We start from the raw sequence: 19,555 nt of genomic DNA, 5'->3' as shown, positions 1-19,555 counted from the left end.
AACGGAAAAGAAGAAATCCCTGTGGCGCAAAGTGCGCAGACATACTAAGACAGACACCCGAGCAATTCTGAGGGACATCATGTCGGAAACGATTATTGGACGTTGTGAGGCCAAGGGTCTGCGCATGACCGGTCAAAGAAGGATCATCGCGCAGGTATTGGAACAAAGCGACGACCATCCGGATGTCGAAGAACTGTACGCGCGTGCTTCTGCCATCGACACAGGCATCTCGATTGCGACGGTGTATCGTACGGTCAAACTGTTCGAAGAGGCCGGTATTCTGGAACGTCTGGAGTTCGGCGATGGGCGGGCCCGATACGAGGATGCCGAGCGTGATCACCACGATCACCTGATCGACATGCACTCGGGCGAGGTCATCGAATTTGTCGATCCCGAGATCGAAGCCTTGCAGGAAAAGATCGCCGCCAAGCTTGGGTACAAGCTGAAAGGGCATCGGCTGGAGCTGTACGGCGTACCGCTCAAGCAGGAGTGATCCATCACAAATCGCGAATGGCCCCAACACGTTAATTCATTGAACGTGTCGGGAAATGGCTTGCCAGACGTCGCTGGTTGCGGTTCATGTGCCCGGACACTGCACCCCAAGTACCCTTTTCCTGTGGACGCGCGCATGAATAACGTAAACGGCATCCTTTTGCTGATCGGCTCGATGGCGGCCTTTTCGCTTGAGGATATGTTCATCAAGTTCCTGTCGGGCGCTGTGCCGACCGGTCAGATCATGGTGTGTCTGGGTGTGTTCTGCGGGCTTGTCTTTGCGGTGATGTCGGTGGTCACCCGCAAACGCATCTTCGATCCCGTGGCGTGGAAACTGCTGCCGATGCTGCGCGCAGGGACAGAAGGATTCGGTGCCGTGACCTTTGTCACCGCGCTGTCGCTGATCGATCTGTCCACTGTCGCCGCCGTGTTTCAGGCCATGCCGCTTGCCGTGACCATGGGCGCGGCCCTGTTTCTGGGAGAGCAGGTCGGCTGGCGCCGCTGGAGTGCCATTGGTGTCGGCTTTGTCGGTGTTCTGATGATCATTCGCCCTGGATTGGAAGGATTTCAGCCGGACTCGCTGTTTGTCGTTCTGACCGTGTTTGCGATTGCGGCGCGTGATCTGATAACGCGCAAGCTGGATGTTCGGGTGGCCTCATCGGTTGTGGCGATGCAGGCGTATATCGCAGTGGCGCTGGCCGGGTTGCTGTTGATGGTTGTTTCAGGAACACCCTTCGTGCCGGTACAAAGCGGCCAGGCAGGTCCGTATCTGGGGGCGATCGGTTTTGGTGTTCTAGGGTATTACGGCATCGTCACGGCCATGCGGGTTGGCGAGGCTTCGGCCATGATGCCGTTTCGCTACACGCGACTGGTTTTTTCGATCCTTGCCGGAATGCTGATGTTCGGGGAACGCCCTGATGCGCTGACAATGGCTGGGGCGAGCCTGATCATCGGATCTGGCCTGTATACCTTTATCCGCGAACGACGACTGGCGCGCAATCTGGTCCCGGCGTGAACCTGTTGGCGCAAACAGCAAACTGTTAGCCCTAAAGGTCGGTAAATATGCGTGTTAGCGATAACGGAACCGGTTTACTTTTGGCCGGTTGCTGTTATGACGCGTGCAACCGACTGCAGCCATAGGGACAGACCTCATGAGCACCATTATTGACATCCACGCGCGCGAAATTCTGGACAGCCGGGGCAACCCGACAGTCGAGGTCGACGTGATTCTGGAAGACGGCACCATGGGCCGCGCCGCCGTACCGTCCGGTGCGTCCACCGGCGCACATGAAGCCGTTGAAAAACGCGACGGCGACAAATCCCGCTATTTGGGCAAAGGGGTTCTGGAAGCCGTGGCCGCCGTGAACGGTGAGATCGCCGAGGAATTGGTGGGCTTTGACGCGACAGAACAAGTGGCCATCGATCAGGCGATGATTGAACTGGACGGAACCAATAACAAAGGCCGTCTGGGTGCCAACGCCATTCTGGGCGTCTCGTTGGCCACAGCAAAGGCAGCAGCCGATTTCACCACGCAGCCCCTTTATCGCTACGTCGGCGGCACCTCGGCCCGCGTACTGCCGGTGCCGATGATGAATATCATCAATGGCGGCGAACACGCCGACAACCCGATCGACATTCAGGAATTCATGATCATGCCAACCTCGGCCGCGAATATCCGCGAGGCCGTGCGAATGGGGTCCGAAGTGTTCCATACGCTGAAGAAAGAACTGTCTTCCGCGGGGCTGGCCACGGGCGTGGGCGATGAGGGCGGATTTGCCCCCAACATCGCCAGCACCCGCGAGGCGCTGGACTTCATCCTGAAATCCATCGAAAAGGCGGGCTACAAACCCGGCGAAGAAATCCACCTGGCCTTGGATTGCGCGGCGACCGAGTATTACAAGGATGGTAAATACGTTCTGGCGGGCGAGGGGATCACCCTGACATCCGAAGAAAACGCAGCCTATCTGGCGGCGCTGGTCAATGACTATCCGATCATCTCGATCGAAGACGGCATGTCCGAGGATGACTGGGACGGCTGGAAAGCCTTGACCGACGCCATCGGCGACAAGGTGCAGCTGGTGGGCGACGACCTGTTTGTGACCAATCCAGCGCGCTTGGCCGAAGGCATCAAGCGCGGCTGCGCGAACTCGATGCTGGTCAAGGTGAACCAGATCGGATCGCTGACTGAAACCCTGCGCGCCGTCGATATGGCGCACCGTGCGCGTTACACAAACGTGATGTCGCACCGTTCGGGCGAGACCGAGGATGCCACCATTGCTGATCTGGCGGTGGCGACCAATTGCGGTCAGATCAAAACTGGCTCGCTGGCGCGGTCGGACCGGTTGGCCAAATACAACCAGTTGATCCGCATCGAGGAATCACTGGGCGAGGTTGCGGAATACGCGGGCGCGTCGATCCTTCGCAAATAACGCGCGTGGTGCTAGGCTGGCCCCTGGGTTTAATCCGGGGGTCGCATTGTGCTGAACATCATCGAACCGGAAACGCCGGACCAGTTTGAAGCGGTTCGGCGTTTGTGTTGGGATTACAGGGATTTCCTGCTGGCACTGGATGAAAGAACCGCCCAAATCGTTCAGGCCTTCTACCCAAGCGAAAAATACACCCGTGTAATGGACAACATCGACGCGGAACACACGCCGCCGAACGGTGGGATCAAACTGGCATTACTGCATGGGGAACCGGTCGGCTGCGGCATGTTTCACACGTACGAGCCTGGTGTGGCTGAAATCAAACGCGTATTTGTAACTGACGCAGCAAGGGGGACCGGCGCAGGCTGTGCCATCATGCTTTCGCTGATCGAAATGTGTCGAGATCTTGGGTTCGACTATATTCGAATGGACACCGGCAAACCCCTGGAAGCGGCGACTCGGTTATACCTGTCTTTGGGCTTTCACCTGCGCGACGCCTATTACCAAACTCCTGAAATCGCACGTGACCACCTGCTTTTTTTCGAGATGCCGCTATTTGAGAATGACACGCGCGGGCCTGAGAAAAGTTAGAGTTTTCAGGGATATATCCGTCTGTTTTGGAGGTTTTTGACAATAAAAATGTGGCTTATCTATTTTTATGTGTGAACTTGTTACTTATCACGTCCACACCGAATGCCGTAGTTTGTCTTCATTGCAGAAAGGAGACTACGATGTCTGTATCCAAATTCCTTCTGATAATCGCCACAACGTCCATCACAGTATTGTCCGCCTGCGCGGGTCCGGGAACGTATCCGATAACCGGAGAACAGGTTTCGTCGAATGACCCGGTTCAGGACATGAATCCGGCAAATATCTTCCGCGGCGAGTCGCGCTAAAGTACCTTGCTCATCAGCATATACCTGTCACGTTGTCTGAACCCGGTGCGCAGATAGAGCTTTTGGGCAGATTCATTGTTTCGGTCGACTTCCAGATGAAGAGCCATCAGGCCTGCCCCGGCAAGAGCTTTGGGCAGGTCCAAAAGAACCTCGGTGGCAATGCCGCGGCCCCGAACGGCGGGGCGTATATAGATCTCGTCCACGAAACCGTCCATGCCGCCGAACTCGACTGACCAGCCAAAGGTCAGGATGATATATCCCAAAGGCGCGCGCCCGGGTCCGATCAGATAGACACAGCCATGAGGGATGCCATCCAGCATGGGGGCGAGGGCATTGCGTGTCTTGTCGGCGTCCTGTGTCAGCCCGGCCTCTGTATGAAAGGCGGTGACCAGCGTCATAATGCGATCCAGATCTTCGGGGCGCGCAAGGCGGAGGGCGGCGCTCATAATCTGGCCAGCCTTTCTGTCAGCAAGGTGAAAAAGCCGTCAGCGTCGATTTCCCCCATGAACAACGCATTTGGTGCGCGGTTGGTGACACCCCACCAATCCGCAACGGTCATGCCCAGGGTCAGGTCGGACCCTGTTTCAATCTCGACATTCACGTGGCGACCCGAAAACAGCTCGGGGCGGATCAGATAGGCGGTGACGCAAGGGTCGTGCAGGGGGGCGCCTGCGCTGCCGTATTTCTCTTTGTCGAAGCGTTCAAAGAAATCCGTCATCTCGGCCACGGCATGTCCAACCTTGCTGTCCAATGCGCGGAACGCGTCGTTTCGTGATTTGGTCACCAGCGCTTTGTGTGTGACATCCAATGGCATGACAACGATTGGCCTTCCGGATTTAAAAACGATATCAGCAGCTTCTGGGTCGACATAGATGTTGAATTCAGCGGTGGGGGTGATGTTGCCGACTTCGAAATATGCCCCACCCATCAAGACGATTTCCTGCACGCGGTCGATAATATCGGGGGCTTTGCGAAATGCAGTCGCGATGTTTGTCAGCGGCCCCAGTGGACACAGGGTCACCGTCCCAGATTCTTCAGAGCGCAGGGTGTCGATGATGAAGTCCACAGCGTGACCTTCAGCCAAGGGCATCTGCGGATCCGGCAGGACCGGGCCATCCAGCCCGGTTTTTCCGTGCACATGTTCTGCGGTTACAAGCGGGCGGTTCAGCGGTTTGTCGCAGCCCGCATAAACCGGCACATCCGTACGTCCGGCCAATTCACAAACGATTCGGGCGTTCTTGGCCGTAAGGGCGAGTGGGACGTTACCCGCGACGGCCGTGATACCCAGAACCTCGATCTCGTCCGGGCTGGCCAGCGCCAACAGTATGGCGACGGCGTCATCCTGTCCGGGATCGGTGTCGATGATGATCTTGCGAGGGGGCATTGGCGTCTCCGGGGGTCGTGAAGGTGGGACACTCGCAAGTGTCGGATCGCTTGTCTACCCGTTTCTGGTCGCCGCCAGTGCATCCGCCGGCGGGAGTTTGCCGTTGGCGCGATGCTCTTCCGTTTTGACCTCGTCCCAAAGCGCATCCATCTCGGCCAGATCGCTTTGCGTGGGGGTCTTGCCCCGTTCGGCCAGCCGGGCTTCGACCTTTTCAAAGCGACGGGTGAACTTGGCATTGGTGCGACGCAGGGCGGCTTCGGGTTCGATGCCAAGATGACGGCCCAGATTGACCATCACGAACAGCAGATCGCCGAACTCGTCTTCCAGCGCGTCGGCATCCATTTTGTCGCGCGCCTCTTCCAGTTCGGCGGCTTCTTCGGTGATCTTGGCCAGCACATGGCTGGCGTCAGGCCAGTCGAACCCCACCCGAGCGGCACGTTTTTGCAGCTTATGCGCGCGCAACAGGGCGGGCAGGTTTGCAGCCACACCGTCCAGTGCACCTTTTTGTTCTTTGCCCGCCCGCTCGGCGGCTTTGATGGCTTCCCAATCTTTGGTTTGCTGGTCGGCCGACTTGTCACGGGATTCATCGCCAAACACATGCGGATGGCGGCTGACCATCTTGTCGGACATGGTGCGCACCACGTCCTGAAAAGTGAAATGTCCTGCTTCTTCTGCCATTTGGGCGTGAAATACGGATTGAAAAAGCAAATCCCCCAGCTCTCCCTTAAGCTCGTCAAAGGCTTCGCGTTCGATGGCGTCAGCGACCTCATAGGCCTCTTCGATGGTATAGGGGGCGATGGTTGCGAAATCCTGTTCGATATCCCACGGGCAGCCGGATTGCGGATCGCGCAGGCGGCGCATGATTTCCAGCAGCCGTTCGATACCTGCATTGCTGTCATGGATCAGAGGATTTTCAGCCATTGCGAACCCTTTCATTCCGGTGTCAGATGCATCCATTCCGCAGTCCCGATCAGGAGTCCACCCCAGATGCCCGTCGTCAACCGAATTGCCGATTTCTCTGCCGACATGACCAGATGGCGCCAGTATCTGCATACCATCCCCGAGTTGGAATTCGAATGCCATGAAACGGCAGCCTTTGTGGCCGAACGTCTGCGTGAGTTCGGGGTTGATGAGTTGCATGAGGGGATCGCAAAGACCGGGATGGTCGCGATCATCAACGGGCAGGGCGACGGGCCGACGATTGGCCTGCGCGCCGATATGGATGCGTTGCCAATTACCGAGGAAACGGGCGTTGACTATGCCTCTCAGAACCCCGGAAAGATGCATGCCTGCGGCCATGACGGGCATACTACCATGCTACTGGGCGCGGCACGTTATCTGGCCGAGACGCGAAATTTCAGCGGTCGCGTGGCGCTGATCTTTCAACCCGCCGAGGAAGATGGCGGTGGTGCTGGTGTGATGGTCGAAGAAGGCATCATGGACCGGTTCGACATCTCGCAGGTCTATGCGCTGCACAACGCGCCGGGATTTGCCGTAGGGACATTCTATACCACGCCGGGGCCGATCATGGCGGCTGTCGATACGTTCGAAGTGCATATTCAGGGTGTCGGCGGCCACGGTGCCATGCCGCATGAAACCCGTGATCCGGTTATGGCGGCCTGTGGGATTGCGCAGGCCATTCAGACCATTGTCAGCCGCAACCATTATGCGCTGGATGATCTTGTCGTTTCGGTCACGCAAATCCACACCGGCACGGTCAACAACGTTATCCCGGATACGGCCTATATCAACGGTACCGTTCGAACGTTCGATCCGAACGTCCAGCAGATGGTGATGCGGCGCATGGCCGAGATTGTCGAAGGACAAGCCAAATCCTATGGGGTCGAGGCGCGATTGGAATACAATGTCGATTACCCAGCCACCATCAATGATGCCGAAAAGGCGGGCTTTGCGACCGAGGTGGCGCGTGAAATATCCGGTGACGACCGCGTCACCGGCAATACCGGGCGCGAGATGGGGGCCGAGGATTTCTCGTACATGCTGCAAAAGCGCCCCGGTGCTTATTTGTTCCTAGGGCAGGGCGAAGGCGCAGGGCTGCATCATCCGAAATACAACTTTAACGACGAAATCGCGCCGGTGGGCGCGTCGTTTTTCGCGCGGATCGTGGAAAAAGCGCAGCCGTTGAGCTGATAAAGGTTCGGGAAAGGGACTACAGAAGACATGGCACTGGAAGACGCAAGAAACCAGGTGGATGAGGCATTCACCAATCCGGACCTCAAAGGGTTGTCTTATGAAAATACGTTCGGCGGGGCGACGTCTTTTCTGCGGCGGCTTTACACCAAGAACCTGAAGGGTGTGGACATCGCCGTTACTGGCGTGCCGTTTGATCAGGCAGTTACGAACCGGCCCGGCACGCGCCTTGGCCCGCGGGCGATCCGTGAGGCCAGCGCGCTTCAGTCGCCCGATGCGCCTTATGGCTGGCCCTTTGATGCGCTGAGTGAACTGGCGATCGTGGATTATGGCGATATGGCTTATGATTACGCCAATATCCCGGCCTTTCCTGACACGCTGACCGACCACATCCGAACCATTCTGGCTGCTGATGTGGCGTCGGTCGCGTTGGGTGGCGATCACTATATCAGCTTTCCGATCCTCAAGGCCTATGCCGAGAAATTTGGGCCAATGTCCCTGCTGCAATTCGATGCGCATACCGACACATGGGCCGACGACGACATGTCCCGCGTGGATCACGGGACAATGTTCTACAAGGCGGTAAAGTCGGGCATTGTCGATCCGAAACGCTCGGTCCAGGTGGGTATTCGCACGACGAACGAGGATACGCTGGGCGTGAACATCATCGATGCGCGCGAGGTTTATGAATCGGGACCAGCTGCTGTGGCAGAGAAGATCAAGAACATTCTTGGTGACAGCCCCGTTTACCTCAGCTTTGACATCGACGGTCTTGACCCGGCTTTTGCCCCTGGTACGGGCACGCCAGTCTGGGGTGGATTAAGCTCGATTCAGGCGCAAATCATCCTGCGCGACATTGCCGGGATCAATATCAAGGGCGGGGACGTTGTCGAAGTATCGCCGCCCTTTGACACCTCAGGTGCGACAGCGATTGCTGGGGCCCATGTGGCGACGCAGATCATTTGCCTGTTGGGGTGGAACAAGCTGGATAAAGCAGATGGGTAAACCCGCAAGGGTTCACGTTAACCAACAGTTAGCCATGCTTAAGGTATGTGCTGGATCAAGTGACGAACAGGGACGGGACCATTACGCACATGACCGAATTCAACCAACCACTTAGCGGGAATGATCTGGCCCGGTTTTCCGGGCCGAACACATTCATGCGCCTGCCGCAGGCCTCCTCGCTTGAGGGGTTGGATGTGGCGGTGCTGGGGGTGCCGATGGATATCGGCACGTCGTGGCGGTCGGGCACGCGCTTTGGCCCCAAGCAGATCCGCGGCGAAAGCGCGATGATCCGGCCCTATAACATGGCCACCAGAGCGGCCCCGTTCGACAGTTTGCAGATAGCCGATATTGGGGATCTGGCGATCAACACCTTCTCGCTTGCAGACAGCCTCAGGATCATCAAGGAAAGCTATGACGCCATTTTGGCGAAAGGCGTGATCCCGATGGCCATGGGGGGCGATCATTCGATCACCCTGCCGATCCTGCGAGCCATCAAGGCAATACACGGGCCCGTGGCGCTGGTGCATGTGGACGCTCATGCCGATGTGAATGACGAGATGTTCGGTGAACGCGAAACCCACGGCACCGTTTTCCGTCGTGCATATGAAGAGGGGCTGATTGTTCCCGACAAGACGTTCCAGATCGGCATTCGCGGCTCGGGTTATGCAGCCTCGGATTTTACCGAGGCCAAGGACTGGGGCTTCCGCCAGTTCCCCGCATGGGAGCTGTGGCAGCAGAACCTGACCCAGATCGGATCGCAGGTTCGCAAGATCATTGGGGACCACCCGGTTTACATCTCGTACGACATCGACAGCCTTGATCCCGCATACGCTCCGGGCACCGGCACGCCGGAAATCGCGGGTCTTTCGACACCGCAAGCGCTGCAACTGATCCATGCCCTGCATGGGGTAAACGTGGTGGGATGCGATCTGGTCGAAGTCTCACCCCCTTATGATCCATCGGGCAACACAGCACTGACAGCAGCCAATCTGATCTATGAGATGCTGTGCATCCTTCCGGGTGTGACGTCGCGGTAAGACGCGGTGGAATGTCTTGCCGCCGGTTTTGTTCCGCTTAGGGTTCACAAAAGGGATGGAGCGGGATGAAAAAGATGGCTTTGTGGGCAGTGATTGCGCTTGTGGTTGGGGCGGGCGCCTATGTCCGGCTGGCACCGTCAGACCCTGCGCGGTGGCACGTCGCTTTGGTTTCGACCGAAAGCCAGAACTTGCCGGGTGGTGTGTTGCGCGTTGTTGAAACCGGTCCCGACGGGTTGCAGCGTCTTGATGAGATTGCCCAAACCACGCCGCGCACTACGGTATTGGCCGGCTCGGTCAGCGAGGGCATGATCACCTATATCACCCGCACGAAATGGATCGGCTTTCCCGACTACACCACGGCTCAGCAGGACGGAGACACCCTGCGCATCAATGGCCGTTTGCGGTTTGGCCGCAAGGATTTCGGGGTAAACAGGGCGCGGGTCGATGGGTGGTTGGCGCAATTCTAGTCGTTGCGCAAACGGTCAGGACGCATCGTCCAGATCTATGGGGTCGAAAGGCTCACTCTGTAATTTGGACGACAAACACCCTTCCTGAACCTCGCGCCACATAGGAACGTTCAGGGACATCTGGCATTGCGCGGTGAACATGCGTCCGTCGACCTGAAGGCAGATCATCTCACCCAGTTCGATGCGAGACCCGGATGTGTCGGTGCAATAGCAATCCCGCGTCTTGCCGTCAGGGCCGATGTAATCGGCGAGGGCAGGCGTGGTTGTCAGCAGCAGAGCAAGTAAAACCCGTTTCATGGCCGCCAGCTTAGCATGACGTTGCCCTTGACCAAAGCCCCCGGATGAGAGACACCGCCGGGATGATCCCCGAAGAACGTCTTGAACAGATCACCCAGCGTTTTCAGTACCTCGAAGCTGCCATGGCCGATGGCGCGTCGGGTGGTGATATTGCGGCGCTGGCCAAAGAATATTCCGACCTCAAGCCTGTGGTCGATCAGATCATGGCCTGGCGACAGCTGGTGGGGGATCTGGCCGAAGCGCAGGCGATGCTGACTGACCCGGACATGAAAGAGCTTGCCGAGGAGGAAATCCCCGAGTTGCAGGCCCGCATCCCCAAGGCGGAAAACGCGCTCCAACTGGCATTGTTGCCAAAGGATGCGGCAGATGCCCGTCCGGCGATGCTGGAAATTCGCCCTGGCACCGGCGGGGACGAGGCCGCTTTGTTCGCAAGCGACCTGTTGCGCATGTATCAGCGTTACGCCGAGGCGCGTGGCTGGAAATTCGAGATTATCGAAGAGCAGGCCTCGGATCTGGGCGGCATCAAGGAAGTAGTAGCCCATATCAAAGGCGACAACGTCTTTGCGCGACTGAAGTACGAATCCGGCGTCCATCGGGTGCAACGCGTGCCCGAAACCGAAAGCGGCGGGCGCATTCACACCTCGGCGGCGACTGTGGCGGTTCTGCCCGAGGCCGAGGATGTAGACATCCAGATCGACGCCAATGATATCCGAATCGATACGATGCGAAGCTCGGGCGCGGGCGGACAGCACGTGAACACGACTGACTCGGCTGTGCGGATCACGCATCTTCCGACGGGATTGGTGGTGACAAGTTCCGAGAAGTCCCAGCACCGCAACCGCGAAATCGCCATGCAGGTTCTGAAGACGCGCTTGTACGATCTGGAACGGCAGCGGATTGACAGTGAACGCTCGGCAGATCGTGCCAGTCAGGTTGGCTCGGGGGATCGCTCGGAACGCATTCGTACTTATAACTTCCCGCAGGGGCGCATGACCGACCACCGGATCAACCTGACGCTATATAAGCTGGATCAGGTGATGCAGGGTGATCTGGACGAGGTGATTGATGCGCTGACGGCGGATGATCAGGCCCGGCTGCTGGCCGAGATGGCACAATGACAGGTCTGCAAACAGCGGCACAGGCGATGGTGGCGGCGACAGCGCGTCTGCGTGCGGCCGGTGTGGACGATCCGGCACGTGACGCGCGTCTGTTGCTGGCCCACGCTGCACGGATTGAAGCCAGCCGCGTGACATTGATTGCCCCGGAAGAATTACAGCCCGAGATCGCCGAGCGTTATGACCAGTTGATCTCCTTGCGGGCCATCCGGGTTCCGGTGTCGCATCTGTTGGGTGAGCGGGAGTTCTACGGCCGCAGGTTTCGCGTCAGCCGGGATGTCCTTGATCCGCGTCCGGAAACAGAAACCCTGATCGAAGCAGCGTTGAGCGAACCATTTGATCATGTCCTCGACCTGGGGCTGGGCTCGGGGTGTATCCTGATAACCCTTCTGGCCGAACGCAGCAGTGCCACGGGCGTGGGTGTTGATCTGAGCGAAGCCGCCTGCCTGCAAGCCAGTGCCAATGCGGTTCAGCATCAGGTAGAGACGCGGATTGAGATCCTTCGATCAAACTGGTTCGAAAACATTGAAGATAAATTCGACCTGATTGTTTCCAACCCTCCGTATATCTCAGTGTCTGAGATGGAAGAACTGTCGCCCGAAGTGCGTGAGCACGAGCCGCGCATGGCCCTGACGGATGAGGGGGACGGGTTGGGCGCGTATCGTCGGATCGCGGCGGCGACCCCGGATTTTCTGTTGCCGGGCGGGCGAATTCTTGTCGAAATCGGTCCGACGCAGGCGGCAAAAGTGTCAGCCTTGTTCGATGCCGCCGGGTTGGTGGACGTCCGGGTAATCCCCGATCTGGACGGTCGCGATCGTGTCGTCGGCGCAAGAATGCCGGGATGAGTGGTGGGTTTGCGGCAAAAAACGCCGACCTGTAGAAAAAAGCTGGTGAAAATCCGAGATTCCTCTTGTCTGCGCCGTCAGGACATGCTTACTCAGGATTAGTCGGCGAGGTTGACGCTGTTGCAGCGCACCCCTGACGCCAAGCCCAAAAAGTCGACTTCCCGTCACGGCAAACGCCTTAGAGCAGTGCAAAACACGGGTTGAGCGACAGCGCATTGATAAGGCTGACGTAAAGTAAGATGAGATCTTCCAAACCCCGTTCGCGGGCCAAGAATAACCGCAATCGTCCTTCTGGCGGCAACGTCGTAAATCGGGTTTTTGACAGCTCGGGTCCCGAAGGCAAGGTCCGTGGCACGCCGCAGCAGATTATTGACAAATACAACCAGTTGGCACGTGACGCTCAGCTGTCGAATGACCGCGTGGCGGCAGAGAACTTCCAGCAACACGCGGAACACTACCTGCGGATGCTGAGCGAAGCGCAGCGCGAGATTGACGCGCGCCGTGAAGAGCAGGAGCGCCAGAACCGCGAACGCCAGGCCGAGCGCGACCGTGAACGTGCCGAACGTCAGGAACGCGAAGCGACCCGCCAGGCTGATCCGGCCGAAGCACCGCAGCCTGATGTGATGGACCTGTCTCAGCAAGTTTCAGAGCCCGATAGCGGTCTGGTGGAGACCCCGGAAAACAAAGAAACCCCGGCGGCTGAAACACCGGAAGAGGCTCCGCGCAAGGAAAAACCCGCGCGCAAGCCACGCGCCCGGAAGCCCAAAGCTGCAGCCGAGGCAAAAGAGGATGCTCCTGCCGACACGGGGGACGCACCGGAGGCGGCAGAATAAAGCCGATGTCCAAAGAACCAAGCCCCGAGGTTTAACTCGGGGCTTTTTCGTTTGTTCAGGTTTTCTTAACTTCGCGCGCCAAAGCGCAGAACGCTTCCAGCGGGACTTGCTCGGCACGGTCCGTGGGCTTGATACCCGCGGCCAGAAGGCGGTCTTCGATATCCGGGGCAATGCCTTTGAGTGAGGCGCGCAGCATCTTGCGGCGTTGGTTGAAGGCTGCAGCCACGACGCGCGACAGGGTGGCGGCATCGGCGGGATAGCGTGGCTCGGGCAGGGCGGTCAGGTGGACCACGGCGCTTGAAACCTTGGGCGGCGGAGTGAAGGCCCCGGGGGGAAGCGACATGGCGATACGTGCCTCTGCCCGCCATTGGGCAAGGATGGCAAGGCGTCCATAGGCTTTGCTGCCGGGTTGGGCAACAATACGCTCGGCCACTTCGCGTTGGAACATCAGCGTCAGGCTCTGCCAGAATGGGGGCCATTCGGGCGGTGTCAGCCAACGCACCAGCAGCTCGGTGCCGACATTGTAGGGCAGGTTGGCGGCGACGCGGATTGGCGGTGTCAGATATTCAAGCGGGTTGATGTCCAGGGCGTCGCCATTGATTACCTCAAGCCGATCTGGATACGCGGTGGCGATGTCGTTCAGGGCGGCAATGCACCGTGTATCTTTTTCGACGGCCACGACCTTGCGCGCGCCTTCGGACAGCAGGCCTCGCGTCAACCCACCGGGACCGGGGCCGATTTCAAGCACATCGCATTCTGACAAATCGCCGGCCTGTCGGGCGATCTTGGCAGTCAGGTTCAAATCCAACAGAAAATTCTGCCCCAGCGATTTGCGCGCCGAAAGCTGGTGGGTTGCGATGACCTCGCGCAGAGGGGGAAGCGTGTCTATAGCGCTCATGATCCGAATACCTTGGCGCCTGTGAAAGGGGCTGTGCCCGAGATTTTTGTGCCTCCGGCGGGGATATTTTCAGCCAGGTGAAGGATCAAGAGCTTTTTACCATGCGTTGGGCAAGTTTCAGGGCTTCGATCAGGCTGGAGGGGTTGGCGATGCCTTTCCCCGCGATGTCCAGTGCTGTTCCGTGGTCGGGTGAGGTACGGATGAACGGCAGGCCAAGGGTGACATTCACGCCCCGGTCGAAATCCAACGTCTTGATCGGGATCAGGGCCTGATCGTGATACATGGCGATGGCGGCGTCATAGCGGGCGCGGGCGGCGGTGTGAAACAGCGTATCCGCAGGGTGGGGGCCTGTAATTGTCGCGTCCTCGGGGTTCAGATCGGCCAGCATCGGAGCAATCCAGTCGAGCTCCTCTGTGCCCATCTTGCCGCCTTCACCTGCATGCGGGTTCAGGCCTGCAACTGCGATGCGGGGATGCGCGATACCGAACTGATCACGCAAACCGCGCACGGTGATTTCAATCGTTTCGCGCAGAAGATCAGGGGTAAGTGCCGCGGGAACCTGTGACAATGGAATGTGAATTGTCGCGGGAACGACGCGCAACTGCTCGCTGGCCAGCATCATGACTACCCGGCGGGTTCCGGAAAGGGCTGCCAGAAACTCGGTATGGCCAGGAAAGGTGAACCCTGCGCCGTCAATCAGGGCTTTCTTGTTGATTGGTGCGGTGCAAAGCGCTGCGGCCTCACCGGTCTGTACCAGTTCGGTACCGGTTTCGATGGCATCAACCACCGATGGCGCGTTGGCCGGATTCGGCTGGCCGAATACGTTCGCGGCGGGAAAATCCATCTGAAGAACGGGCAGGGCCCGGCCACAGGCTTCAGCAACCTGACTTGGGTGTTCGATTTTAGCAACGGGTGTGCCTGTTGGCAGGTGGCTGGCGTCCCCGATATAGAAGAACGGGCAGGCATCGCGCAGTTCAGCCCACGCCTTGGCCGCGATTTCCGGGCCGATACCGGCCGGTTCGCCGCAGCTGAGCGCGACGGGCCGCATCATTCCTGAGTAATGACAGCGTCAGCCCGCAGCTGTTCCACCAGACTGGCCGCAAAGGCCTGAAGACGTTGCTGCGCCAGCGCGTTGGCGACATCGCCCCGAGAGGTGTCTTCGCCCAGATCCCGCGTGCGGTTGCACAGCATCAGGAACACAAGCGTCTGACCATTGTTGCGGGTCAGAGTCGCCGACGCTTCGTTCCGGTCCAGCTTGGCCAGTTCCACGGCAATATCACCGGGCACCTCGGAAGGTGCGGCTTCGACCCGGTCCAGAACTTCGGCGGGCTGATCCTTGGCAATGCCATAGAGATCATCACAAGTGTCGATTTCTTCTTTCAACTTCGCGGCCCGCGAAAGGGTTTCGGCGCTGCGCCCGCCAGGCAGGTAATAGGCGGCATAATCCAACTTTGAAATACGCGGAGCGCCGGTTGCGACTTCGCGCAAGCCCCGCATCTGAAACAAGGCGACCGCGTTCGGCAGGGTGATCGGGTCGGTGATCTCACCGGTCTGAAGCCCCAGGATGACAGGTTGAAGCGCCGGGGGCAGGTTCGAGATGTTCAGCCACTCCAGACGTCCACCCTGACCCCGTGTTGCGGCTGCGGAATACTGAGCGGCGGCAGCAGAAAACGCGTCCTGCCCTTCAAGGCGCGAGATTTCTTCGGCCAACAACTCGGTCTGGGCAACCGTTTGCGGGTTTACCGGGATAATGATTTCGGACAGCAGGACCTGCAATCCGCCACCGCCCGTCTGGCCCAGCGCGCGATCAATCTCATCCTCGGTCGGGCGCGCCTGCGACAGATAGCGCGAGCTGATATAGTCGCGCCATGCCAGTTGATCCGCGACATAGTCTCGGACCGTTTCAGGGTCGACGCCCGCGTCGCCGAGAAGTTTCAGGAATTGTTCGGACGACAATTGTCCGCGCGAGGCGAATTCGTCGATGCCCAGCTGAACGGCCTCGGGCGTCGCTTGCACGCCGGCGCTGCGCATGACCTGCCTGCGCAGTTTTTCATCAATCAGGGCATCCCTGACGTCAGCTTCGTTACCACCGGGCAAACCCAGAACATTCAGGAATTGCAGGCGCTGTTCAAGCTCGTACCAGGTGACAATATCCTGATTGACGCGGATCGCGGGTGAGAACAGGCTTTGCGCGCTACCCTGAAGAGGCGCGATTGCAAAAACTGCGGCAACCAGTGCCGGTGTGACCGGTTTAAGCCAACCGGAACGGAGAAACCTGGAGAAACCTGATATCAACTGCATGTTCTCTTGTATGTCTTGCCACCGCCTTCAAGGGCGTACCCTGTCAAAGAAAGGGTAAAGCCGAATTCTGTCGAAGGCTCAATAGTGGATGTTGAAGTAAAGCGCCGACTTACGGACATGTTAACCCGAACGCATTCGTTCTGATAGGTCACACCCAGACCCAGCCGGATCGGCTCCGACTCAGCCAGATCGTAGCGCGCCAGGGCATTGGTCAGCCAGTTCTGATCGACCTGGTAGCGTCCAAGAAGCAGAATTTCCGAGATTTCTTCGGTGATGTTTTCCGCCGGGTCCGGTTCCTGCCAGATATAGCTACCAGACAGGCCGGCATTTTCGGATGCCCATGCGCCGCGCAGTTCGGCTTTGACAAAGCTGAAATCCCCGTCGATCAGACCGCGTCCGGCAAGTGACCAGCCATTGGCCGTGCTGATCTGCCCGGCTACCAGCAAATCCGACGATGTGCCCTGCAATCCCGATGTCAGCGTGAAGTTTGGATCGGCGTCGGCCCGAAACACTTGGCCCACAGTCGCCTGGGCCTGCCAGCCACCCGCGCCATACCGGGCCCAGTTCAGGCCAACCACACCAGTGGCACTGTTCTCGCGCTGATCTTCAGCAGGGAACCGCGAGAGGGACAGAAGGTTGCCCTGATCGAATTCCTGAAAAGTGCTTTCATCATTCGGAACATCGGTGTCCGATACATGTGTCCATCCGAACTGCGCAATCGGTTCGAGGAACTGAACAGCCCCCGATTCCTCGCGCCGGGTCATTGGATACCGGAGAGTCAAAGCCGCGCGCGGCGTAGATCGGGTCACGTTGTCGGGGTAGTTGCTGTCGTGGCGAACGTTGAAAGTGTCAACCGACGCCCCCAGCGTTGTATCGACCCGCAGCCCCGATGAGAAAGTCCAGCTGCGCAGCCATTCGGCATCGAAGGTGGCCCGTGCCATGTCGCGACCAACAACATCTGTGTCGCTGGTACGTTCATGCGCATGACCGATGAATGCCAGCCGAACCTCGCCCCCCAGCGTGCTGGGAAAATAGCGTTTTTCATAGTTGAGGTCGAAGACGCGGGACGGGATTTCGTCCTGATTTTCGCTGTCCCGAAGTGTTTTGTAGTAGATCAGGCCGGTTTTGAACGCACTATCGCGCTTGATCCGCTCCAGTGCGATTTCGCTGCGCAAGCGGTCCAGATCCGGCAAGCCGTAATCGGCCAGGTAGGCATCGTCGGATGTAGTTTCCAGATTGAAGGTCAGACGGAAATCGTTCTTCAGATTGAACCAGCCGGTGGCAAACAGGTAGCCGCGATCCTGATCGGGTTGCACATCGTCCCGTGTATAAGCGCCTTCCACCTGAATGCGTCCGTTCACAAAGGCCTGACGATAGCGGTATCCCAGAGTTGTCGTCTTGGCTGAGACGTAAGGCGTAAGTGTCAGGTCCTTGTGATCGCCAAGTTTGAAGAAATACGGAACCTGAACGCCAGTGCCCAATTGCGAGGTGCTGCGGATAGAAGGAACCAGAAAGCCGGTTGCCCTCTCTAGCGTTGGGTCGGGCAAGCGCAGATAGGGAAAGTAGAATACCGGATAATCCAGGACCCGAAGCTGCGCGCCTTCGAAATATAGTTGCCGTTCCAGTTGATCATGCGTGACTTTGCGCGCCCTGATCTGCCACAGAGGCGGCCTGCCGTCGGTGCAGACATGACAGGATGTGGCTGAAACCTTGCTGAATTGTGTATAACGTCCTGCGGCCCGTTTCGCCTGAACCGAGGCGATCTGTACCTGCTGTTCAAACACCATGCGTGCACCGATCAGCAGTCCATTCTGAATTCCGCTGTCCAGTTGCCCTGAATCCGCCAGCAGCGTAGTTTGACCACCCTGATCGATACGAATGGGGCCTTCCAATATCAGCTCGCCAGTCTCGCGGTCATACGTGATACGATGGGCGGACAACTTGGTGTCGCCCTGAAAGGCTTCGACATTGCCTTCAGCCACAAGTTTGCGCTCAGGCGTGATGAATACCTTGTCGGCCACCAGCAAGGCGGGCTCTTGCTGCGCTTGTGTGCCCTGTGGTTGTGGCCGGCCTTGGGATGTCTGTGCTGCAGTTCCCGCCGGGACGGACAAAGCCAGTGCACTGGTAAGCAATACAGGAACGATATGCCGCATCAGCCGTCCTCCGCATGCAGTAGCAGACCAAGAGACAGCAGAATTGCGGCAAAGGGCGGTGCCCAGGCAGCGATATAGATGGGCAATTGTCCGTTTTCCCCGAGGATTTGCGCGAAATTGCGCACGAAATAGATGGCAAACCCAAGCAGGACGGCTGTCAGAACGGCGATCCCAGTACCGCCGAACCGAACGTGGCGCATGGTAAACGCGGCCCCGATCAGAACCATCGAGATCAGAAAGAAAGGCCGGGCCAGCTGTACCTGCAGCCAGACCTCATATTGTTTGGTCGAAAACCCCGCCTCGCGAAGGTCGCTGATCAACTGGGGCAGGTCATAAACTGAAACCGAATCCTGTTGCCCAAACGTATCCATGATCCGCTGTCGGGTCAGCGAGGTCGGCAGCTCCAGACGCTCGTGCACAACTGAATTGGATTCAGGGTTCTGCCCATCCTGCAAGGCCCAGGTTTTTGCCTGATACAGAACCCAATTCCCGTCTTCCAACTCTGCCCGATCCGCAACAATTTGCTGGGTTGGTTTGCCATCCCGCCCAAAGGTGATGACGGTAACACCGTCCAGCCGCAGCTTGTCTTGGTTCGATGTTGCCCGGGCGTGGATAACGGCCTGCCCATTCTCGGCAGACTGGCGCAGCCACAGGCCCTCGCTGCTGATCGAAAGGGCCGAGCTGCCGTTGTTTCGGTATGAATCCGACAAGCGGCGGAACTCTTCAGATGTGGCCGCTGCGATGGGATTCAACAGTGCAACGGCCAGAGCGCCGATGATCAGCGACAACAGGACAGGGGCGACCAAAGCGCGGATGCCCGAGCGGCCAGTTGCACGGGTCACCACAAGTTCGGAGGTACGTGCCAGCCCAACGAACAGCGCGATGGTGGACAGGATGACCAGCAAAGGCAGCATTTCGCTGATGGCGGCTGGTGTATTCAGCAGTGTGAGGTGCAGCAGCTGGGCAAAAGACAGGTCGAAATCGTCAAAGCGGCGAATCTGTTCGATCAGATCGATGAGAATCATCAAGGTCAGGAAAATACCTCCGATGACCATGAAGCTTTGCAGAAACCGGCGGGCAAAATAACGGTCCAGGATCATAGGCGCGACCCCGCTGCGCCTGTAGTGCGGGGCGTCGGGCTGATATCGCGCCTGCGCAATGCTGTGCGCGACAGCGTATGCCTGCCCTGTCGTACCACGTTTTTCTCCCCCGAGCCTGCCGGTCATTTTTTCGGGACCTTAATGCAATTGAAAGG

21 protein-coding genes are annotated in these 19,555 nt (G+C 58.4%); 12 read left to right on the top strand and 9 right to left on the bottom strand.

The genetic code is table 11. The annotated features are described in order from the left end of the window. Positions 1 to 79 precede the first annotated feature (79 nt). From ACR0J7_RS02985 to ACR0J7_RS02965, 5 genes are all read left to right on the top strand, one after another. Positions 80 to 493, top strand: a complete 414-nt coding sequence (locus ACR0J7_RS02985) for a Fur family transcriptional regulator (RefSeq protein ID WP_267364549.1) — start codon at positions 80 to 82, stop codon at positions 491 to 493. A gap of 135 nt (positions 494 to 628) precedes the next feature. Next, complete coding sequence (locus ACR0J7_RS02980; protein ID WP_267364551.1) at positions 629 to 1,507, top strand: DMT family transporter; 879 nt, start codon at positions 629 to 631, stop codon at positions 1,505 to 1,507. A 136-nt stretch (positions 1,508 to 1,643) separates the two neighbouring features. Next, positions 1,644 to 2,921 carry a phosphopyruvate hydratase gene (eno, locus tag ACR0J7_RS02975; protein ID WP_480564414.1) on the top strand — a complete coding sequence of 426 codons (1,278 nt, stop codon included), beginning with the start codon at positions 1,644 to 1,646 and terminating at the stop codon, positions 2,919 to 2,921. A gap of 48 nt (positions 2,922 to 2,969) precedes the next feature. Next, positions 2,970 to 3,509, top strand: a complete 540-nt coding sequence (locus ACR0J7_RS02970) for a GNAT family N-acetyltransferase (protein WP_480480562.1) — start codon at positions 2,970 to 2,972, stop codon at positions 3,507 to 3,509. 140 nt (positions 3,510 to 3,649) lie between these two features. Continuing rightward, positions 3,650 to 3,814, top strand: a complete 165-nt coding sequence (locus tag ACR0J7_RS02965) for a hypothetical protein (protein ID WP_480480564.1) — start codon at positions 3,650 to 3,652, stop codon at positions 3,812 to 3,814. Here ACR0J7_RS02965 and ACR0J7_RS02960 read toward each other — a convergent pair. Genes ACR0J7_RS02960 through mazG form a run of 3 tightly spaced genes read right to left on the bottom strand, consistent with a single transcriptional unit; the run spans position 3,811 to position 6,119 of the window. Further along, positions 3,811 to 4,260: a GNAT family N-acetyltransferase gene (locus tag ACR0J7_RS02960; RefSeq protein WP_480913250.1), complete on the bottom strand. Its 450-nt coding sequence runs from the start codon at positions 4,258 to 4,260 to the stop codon at positions 3,811 to 3,813. The genes ACR0J7_RS02965 and ACR0J7_RS02960 overlap by 4 nt on opposite strands. Continuing rightward, positions 4,257 to 5,198 (bottom strand): nucleoside hydrolase, encoded by a 942-nt coding sequence (locus ACR0J7_RS02955; protein ID WP_480538025.1) that lies wholly within the window; start codon positions 5,196 to 5,198, stop codon positions 4,257 to 4,259. The genes ACR0J7_RS02960 and ACR0J7_RS02955 overlap by 4 nt, the downstream gene beginning before the upstream one ends. Positions 5,199 to 5,252: 54 nt before the next feature. Then, complete coding sequence (gene mazG, locus ACR0J7_RS02950) at positions 5,253 to 6,119, bottom strand: nucleoside triphosphate pyrophosphohydrolase (protein ID WP_480538247.1); 867 nt, start codon at positions 6,117 to 6,119, stop codon at positions 5,253 to 5,255. Positions 6,120 to 6,185: 66 nt separating this feature from the next. Here mazG and ACR0J7_RS02945 point away from each other — a divergent pair, with 66 nt between their 5' ends. The 4 genes from ACR0J7_RS02945 to ACR0J7_RS02930 all read left to right on the top strand — a co-directional run bounded on the left by ACR0J7_RS02945 (position 6,186) and on the right by ACR0J7_RS02930 (position 9,858). Further along, positions 6,186 to 7,349 (top strand): M20 aminoacylase family protein, encoded by a 1,164-nt coding sequence (locus ACR0J7_RS02945; protein ID WP_480564418.1) that lies wholly within the window; start codon positions 6,186 to 6,188, stop codon positions 7,347 to 7,349. A 30-nt stretch (positions 7,350 to 7,379) separates the two neighbouring features. After that, positions 7,380 to 8,354, top strand: a complete 975-nt coding sequence (gene speB, locus ACR0J7_RS02940) for an agmatinase (RefSeq protein WP_480480570.1) — start codon at positions 7,380 to 7,382, stop codon at positions 8,352 to 8,354. A gap of 89 nt (positions 8,355 to 8,443) precedes the next feature. Next, on the top strand, positions 8,444 to 9,391 hold the full coding sequence (gene speB / locus ACR0J7_RS02935) for an agmatinase (protein WP_480504872.1): 948 nt from the start codon (positions 8,444 to 8,446) through the stop codon (positions 9,389 to 9,391). Positions 9,392 to 9,456: 65 nt separating this feature from the next. Further along, on the top strand, positions 9,457 to 9,858 hold the full coding sequence (locus ACR0J7_RS02930) for a DUF1499 domain-containing protein (RefSeq protein ID WP_480913248.1): 402 nt from the start codon (positions 9,457 to 9,459) through the stop codon (positions 9,856 to 9,858). Positions 9,859 to 9,873: 15 nt separating this feature from the next. On the opposite strand, the gene ACR0J7_RS02925 is transcribed toward ACR0J7_RS02930, so the two are convergent. Further along, positions 9,874 to 10,155: a hypothetical protein gene (locus ACR0J7_RS02925; RefSeq protein ID WP_480480576.1), complete on the bottom strand. Its 282-nt coding sequence runs from the start codon at positions 10,153 to 10,155 to the stop codon at positions 9,874 to 9,876. A 62-nt stretch (positions 10,156 to 10,217) separates the two neighbouring features. Between ACR0J7_RS02925 and prfA the strand changes: the two genes are divergently transcribed. From prfA to ACR0J7_RS02910, 3 genes are all read left to right on the top strand, one after another. Beyond that, a complete protein-coding gene (gene prfA, locus ACR0J7_RS02920; protein WP_480481653.1) occupies positions 10,218 to 11,273 on the top strand; it encodes a peptide chain release factor 1 in 1,056 nt (351 codons plus the stop codon). Then, entirely contained in the window at positions 11,270 to 12,115 is an 846-nt protein-coding gene (gene prmC / locus ACR0J7_RS02915; protein ID WP_480564424.1) for a peptide chain release factor N(5)-glutamine methyltransferase, read from the top strand. The genes prfA and prmC overlap by 4 nt, the downstream gene beginning before the upstream one ends. 239 nt (positions 12,116 to 12,354) lie before the next feature. After that, on the top strand, positions 12,355 to 12,948 hold the full coding sequence (locus tag ACR0J7_RS02910; protein WP_480913246.1) for a DUF4167 domain-containing protein: 594 nt from the start codon (positions 12,355 to 12,357) through the stop codon (positions 12,946 to 12,948). A 55-nt stretch (positions 12,949 to 13,003) separates the two neighbouring features. Here the strand turns inward: ACR0J7_RS02910 and rsmA are convergent, their stop codons facing one another. From rsmA to lptG, 5 genes are all read right to left on the bottom strand, one after another. Further along, positions 13,004 to 13,846 (bottom strand): 16S rRNA (adenine(1518)-N(6)/adenine(1519)-N(6))-dimethyltransferase RsmA, encoded by an 843-nt coding sequence (gene rsmA / locus ACR0J7_RS02905; protein WP_480564427.1) that lies wholly within the window; start codon positions 13,844 to 13,846, stop codon positions 13,004 to 13,006. Between the two features lie 85 nt (positions 13,847 to 13,931). Then, complete coding sequence (gene pdxA / locus ACR0J7_RS02900; protein WP_480564430.1) at positions 13,932 to 14,897, bottom strand: 4-hydroxythreonine-4-phosphate dehydrogenase PdxA; 966 nt, start codon at positions 14,895 to 14,897, stop codon at positions 13,932 to 13,934. Further along, positions 14,894 to 16,147 carry a peptidylprolyl isomerase gene (locus ACR0J7_RS02895; RefSeq protein WP_480480584.1) on the bottom strand — a complete coding sequence of 418 codons (1,254 nt, stop codon included), beginning with the start codon at positions 16,145 to 16,147 and terminating at the stop codon, positions 14,894 to 14,896. Before ACR0J7_RS02895 ends, pdxA begins: the two co-directional genes overlap by 4 nt. Further along, a complete protein-coding gene (locus ACR0J7_RS02890) occupies positions 16,138 to 18,300 on the bottom strand; it encodes an LPS-assembly protein LptD (RefSeq protein ID WP_480564435.1) in 2,163 nt (720 codons plus the stop codon). The genes ACR0J7_RS02895 and ACR0J7_RS02890 overlap by 10 nt, the downstream gene beginning before the upstream one ends. Further along, a complete protein-coding gene (gene lptG / locus ACR0J7_RS02885; protein ID WP_480480588.1) occupies positions 18,300 to 19,400 on the bottom strand; it encodes an LPS export ABC transporter permease LptG in 1,101 nt (366 codons plus the stop codon). Before lptG ends, ACR0J7_RS02890 begins: the two co-directional genes overlap by 1 nt. Positions 19,401 to 19,555 lie beyond the last annotated feature (155 nt).

Source organism: Ruegeria sp. O4 (genome assembly GCF_056535125.1).
Note: the sequence above shows the minus strand (reverse complement) of the source record. Positions and strands in the feature narration are given on the sequence as shown.

Coding starts and splice junctions, on each gene's coding strand:
- ACR0J7_RS02985 (WP_267364549.1), top strand. CDS start 80: ATGTCGGAAACGATTATTGGACGTTGTGAGGCCAAGGGTCTGCGCATG.
- ACR0J7_RS02980 (WP_267364551.1), top strand. CDS start 629: ATGAATAACGTAAACGGCATCCTTTTGCTGATCGGCTCGATGGCGGCC.
- eno (WP_480564414.1), top strand. CDS start 1,644: ATGAGCACCATTATTGACATCCACGCGCGCGAAATTCTGGACAGCCGG.
- ACR0J7_RS02965 (WP_480480564.1), top strand. CDS start 3,650: ATGTCTGTATCCAAATTCCTTCTGATAATCGCCACAACGTCCATCACA.
- ACR0J7_RS02960 (WP_480913250.1), bottom strand. CDS start 4,260: ATGAGCGCCGCCCTCCGCCTTGCGCGCCCCGAAGATCTGGATCGCATT.
- ACR0J7_RS02955 (WP_480538025.1), bottom strand. CDS start 5,198: ATGCCCCCTCGCAAGATCATCATCGACACCGATCCCGGACAGGATGAC.
- mazG (WP_480538247.1), bottom strand. CDS start 6,119: ATGGCTGAAAATCCTCTGATCCATGACAGCAATGCAGGTATCGAACGG.
- ACR0J7_RS02945 (WP_480564418.1), top strand. CDS start 6,186: ATGCCCGTCGTCAACCGAATTGCCGATTTCTCTGCCGACATGACCAGA.
- speB (WP_480480570.1), top strand. CDS start 7,380: ATGGCACTGGAAGACGCAAGAAACCAGGTGGATGAGGCATTCACCAAT.
- speB (WP_480504872.1), top strand. CDS start 8,444: ATGACCGAATTCAACCAACCACTTAGCGGGAATGATCTGGCCCGGTTT.
- ACR0J7_RS02930 (WP_480913248.1), top strand. CDS start 9,457: ATGAAAAAGATGGCTTTGTGGGCAGTGATTGCGCTTGTGGTTGGGGCG.
- ACR0J7_RS02925 (WP_480480576.1), bottom strand. CDS start 10,155: ATGAAACGGGTTTTACTTGCTCTGCTGCTGACAACCACGCCTGCCCTC.
- prfA (WP_480481653.1), top strand. CDS start 10,218: ATGATCCCCGAAGAACGTCTTGAACAGATCACCCAGCGTTTTCAGTAC.
- prmC (WP_480564424.1), top strand. CDS start 11,270: ATGACAGGTCTGCAAACAGCGGCACAGGCGATGGTGGCGGCGACAGCG.
- ACR0J7_RS02910 (WP_480913246.1), top strand. CDS start 12,355: ATGAGATCTTCCAAACCCCGTTCGCGGGCCAAGAATAACCGCAATCGT.
- rsmA (WP_480564427.1), bottom strand. CDS start 13,846: ATGAGCGCTATAGACACGCTTCCCCCTCTGCGCGAGGTCATCGCAACC.
- pdxA (WP_480564430.1), bottom strand. CDS start 14,897: ATGATGCGGCCCGTCGCGCTCAGCTGCGGCGAACCGGCCGGTATCGGC.
- ACR0J7_RS02895 (WP_480480584.1), bottom strand. CDS start 16,147: ATGCAGTTGATATCAGGTTTCTCCAGGTTTCTCCGTTCCGGTTGGCTT.
- ACR0J7_RS02890 (WP_480564435.1), bottom strand. CDS start 18,300: ATGCGGCATATCGTTCCTGTATTGCTTACCAGTGCACTGGCTTTGTCC.
- lptG (WP_480480588.1), bottom strand. CDS start 19,400: ATGATCCTGGACCGTTATTTTGCCCGCCGGTTTCTGCAAAGCTTCATG.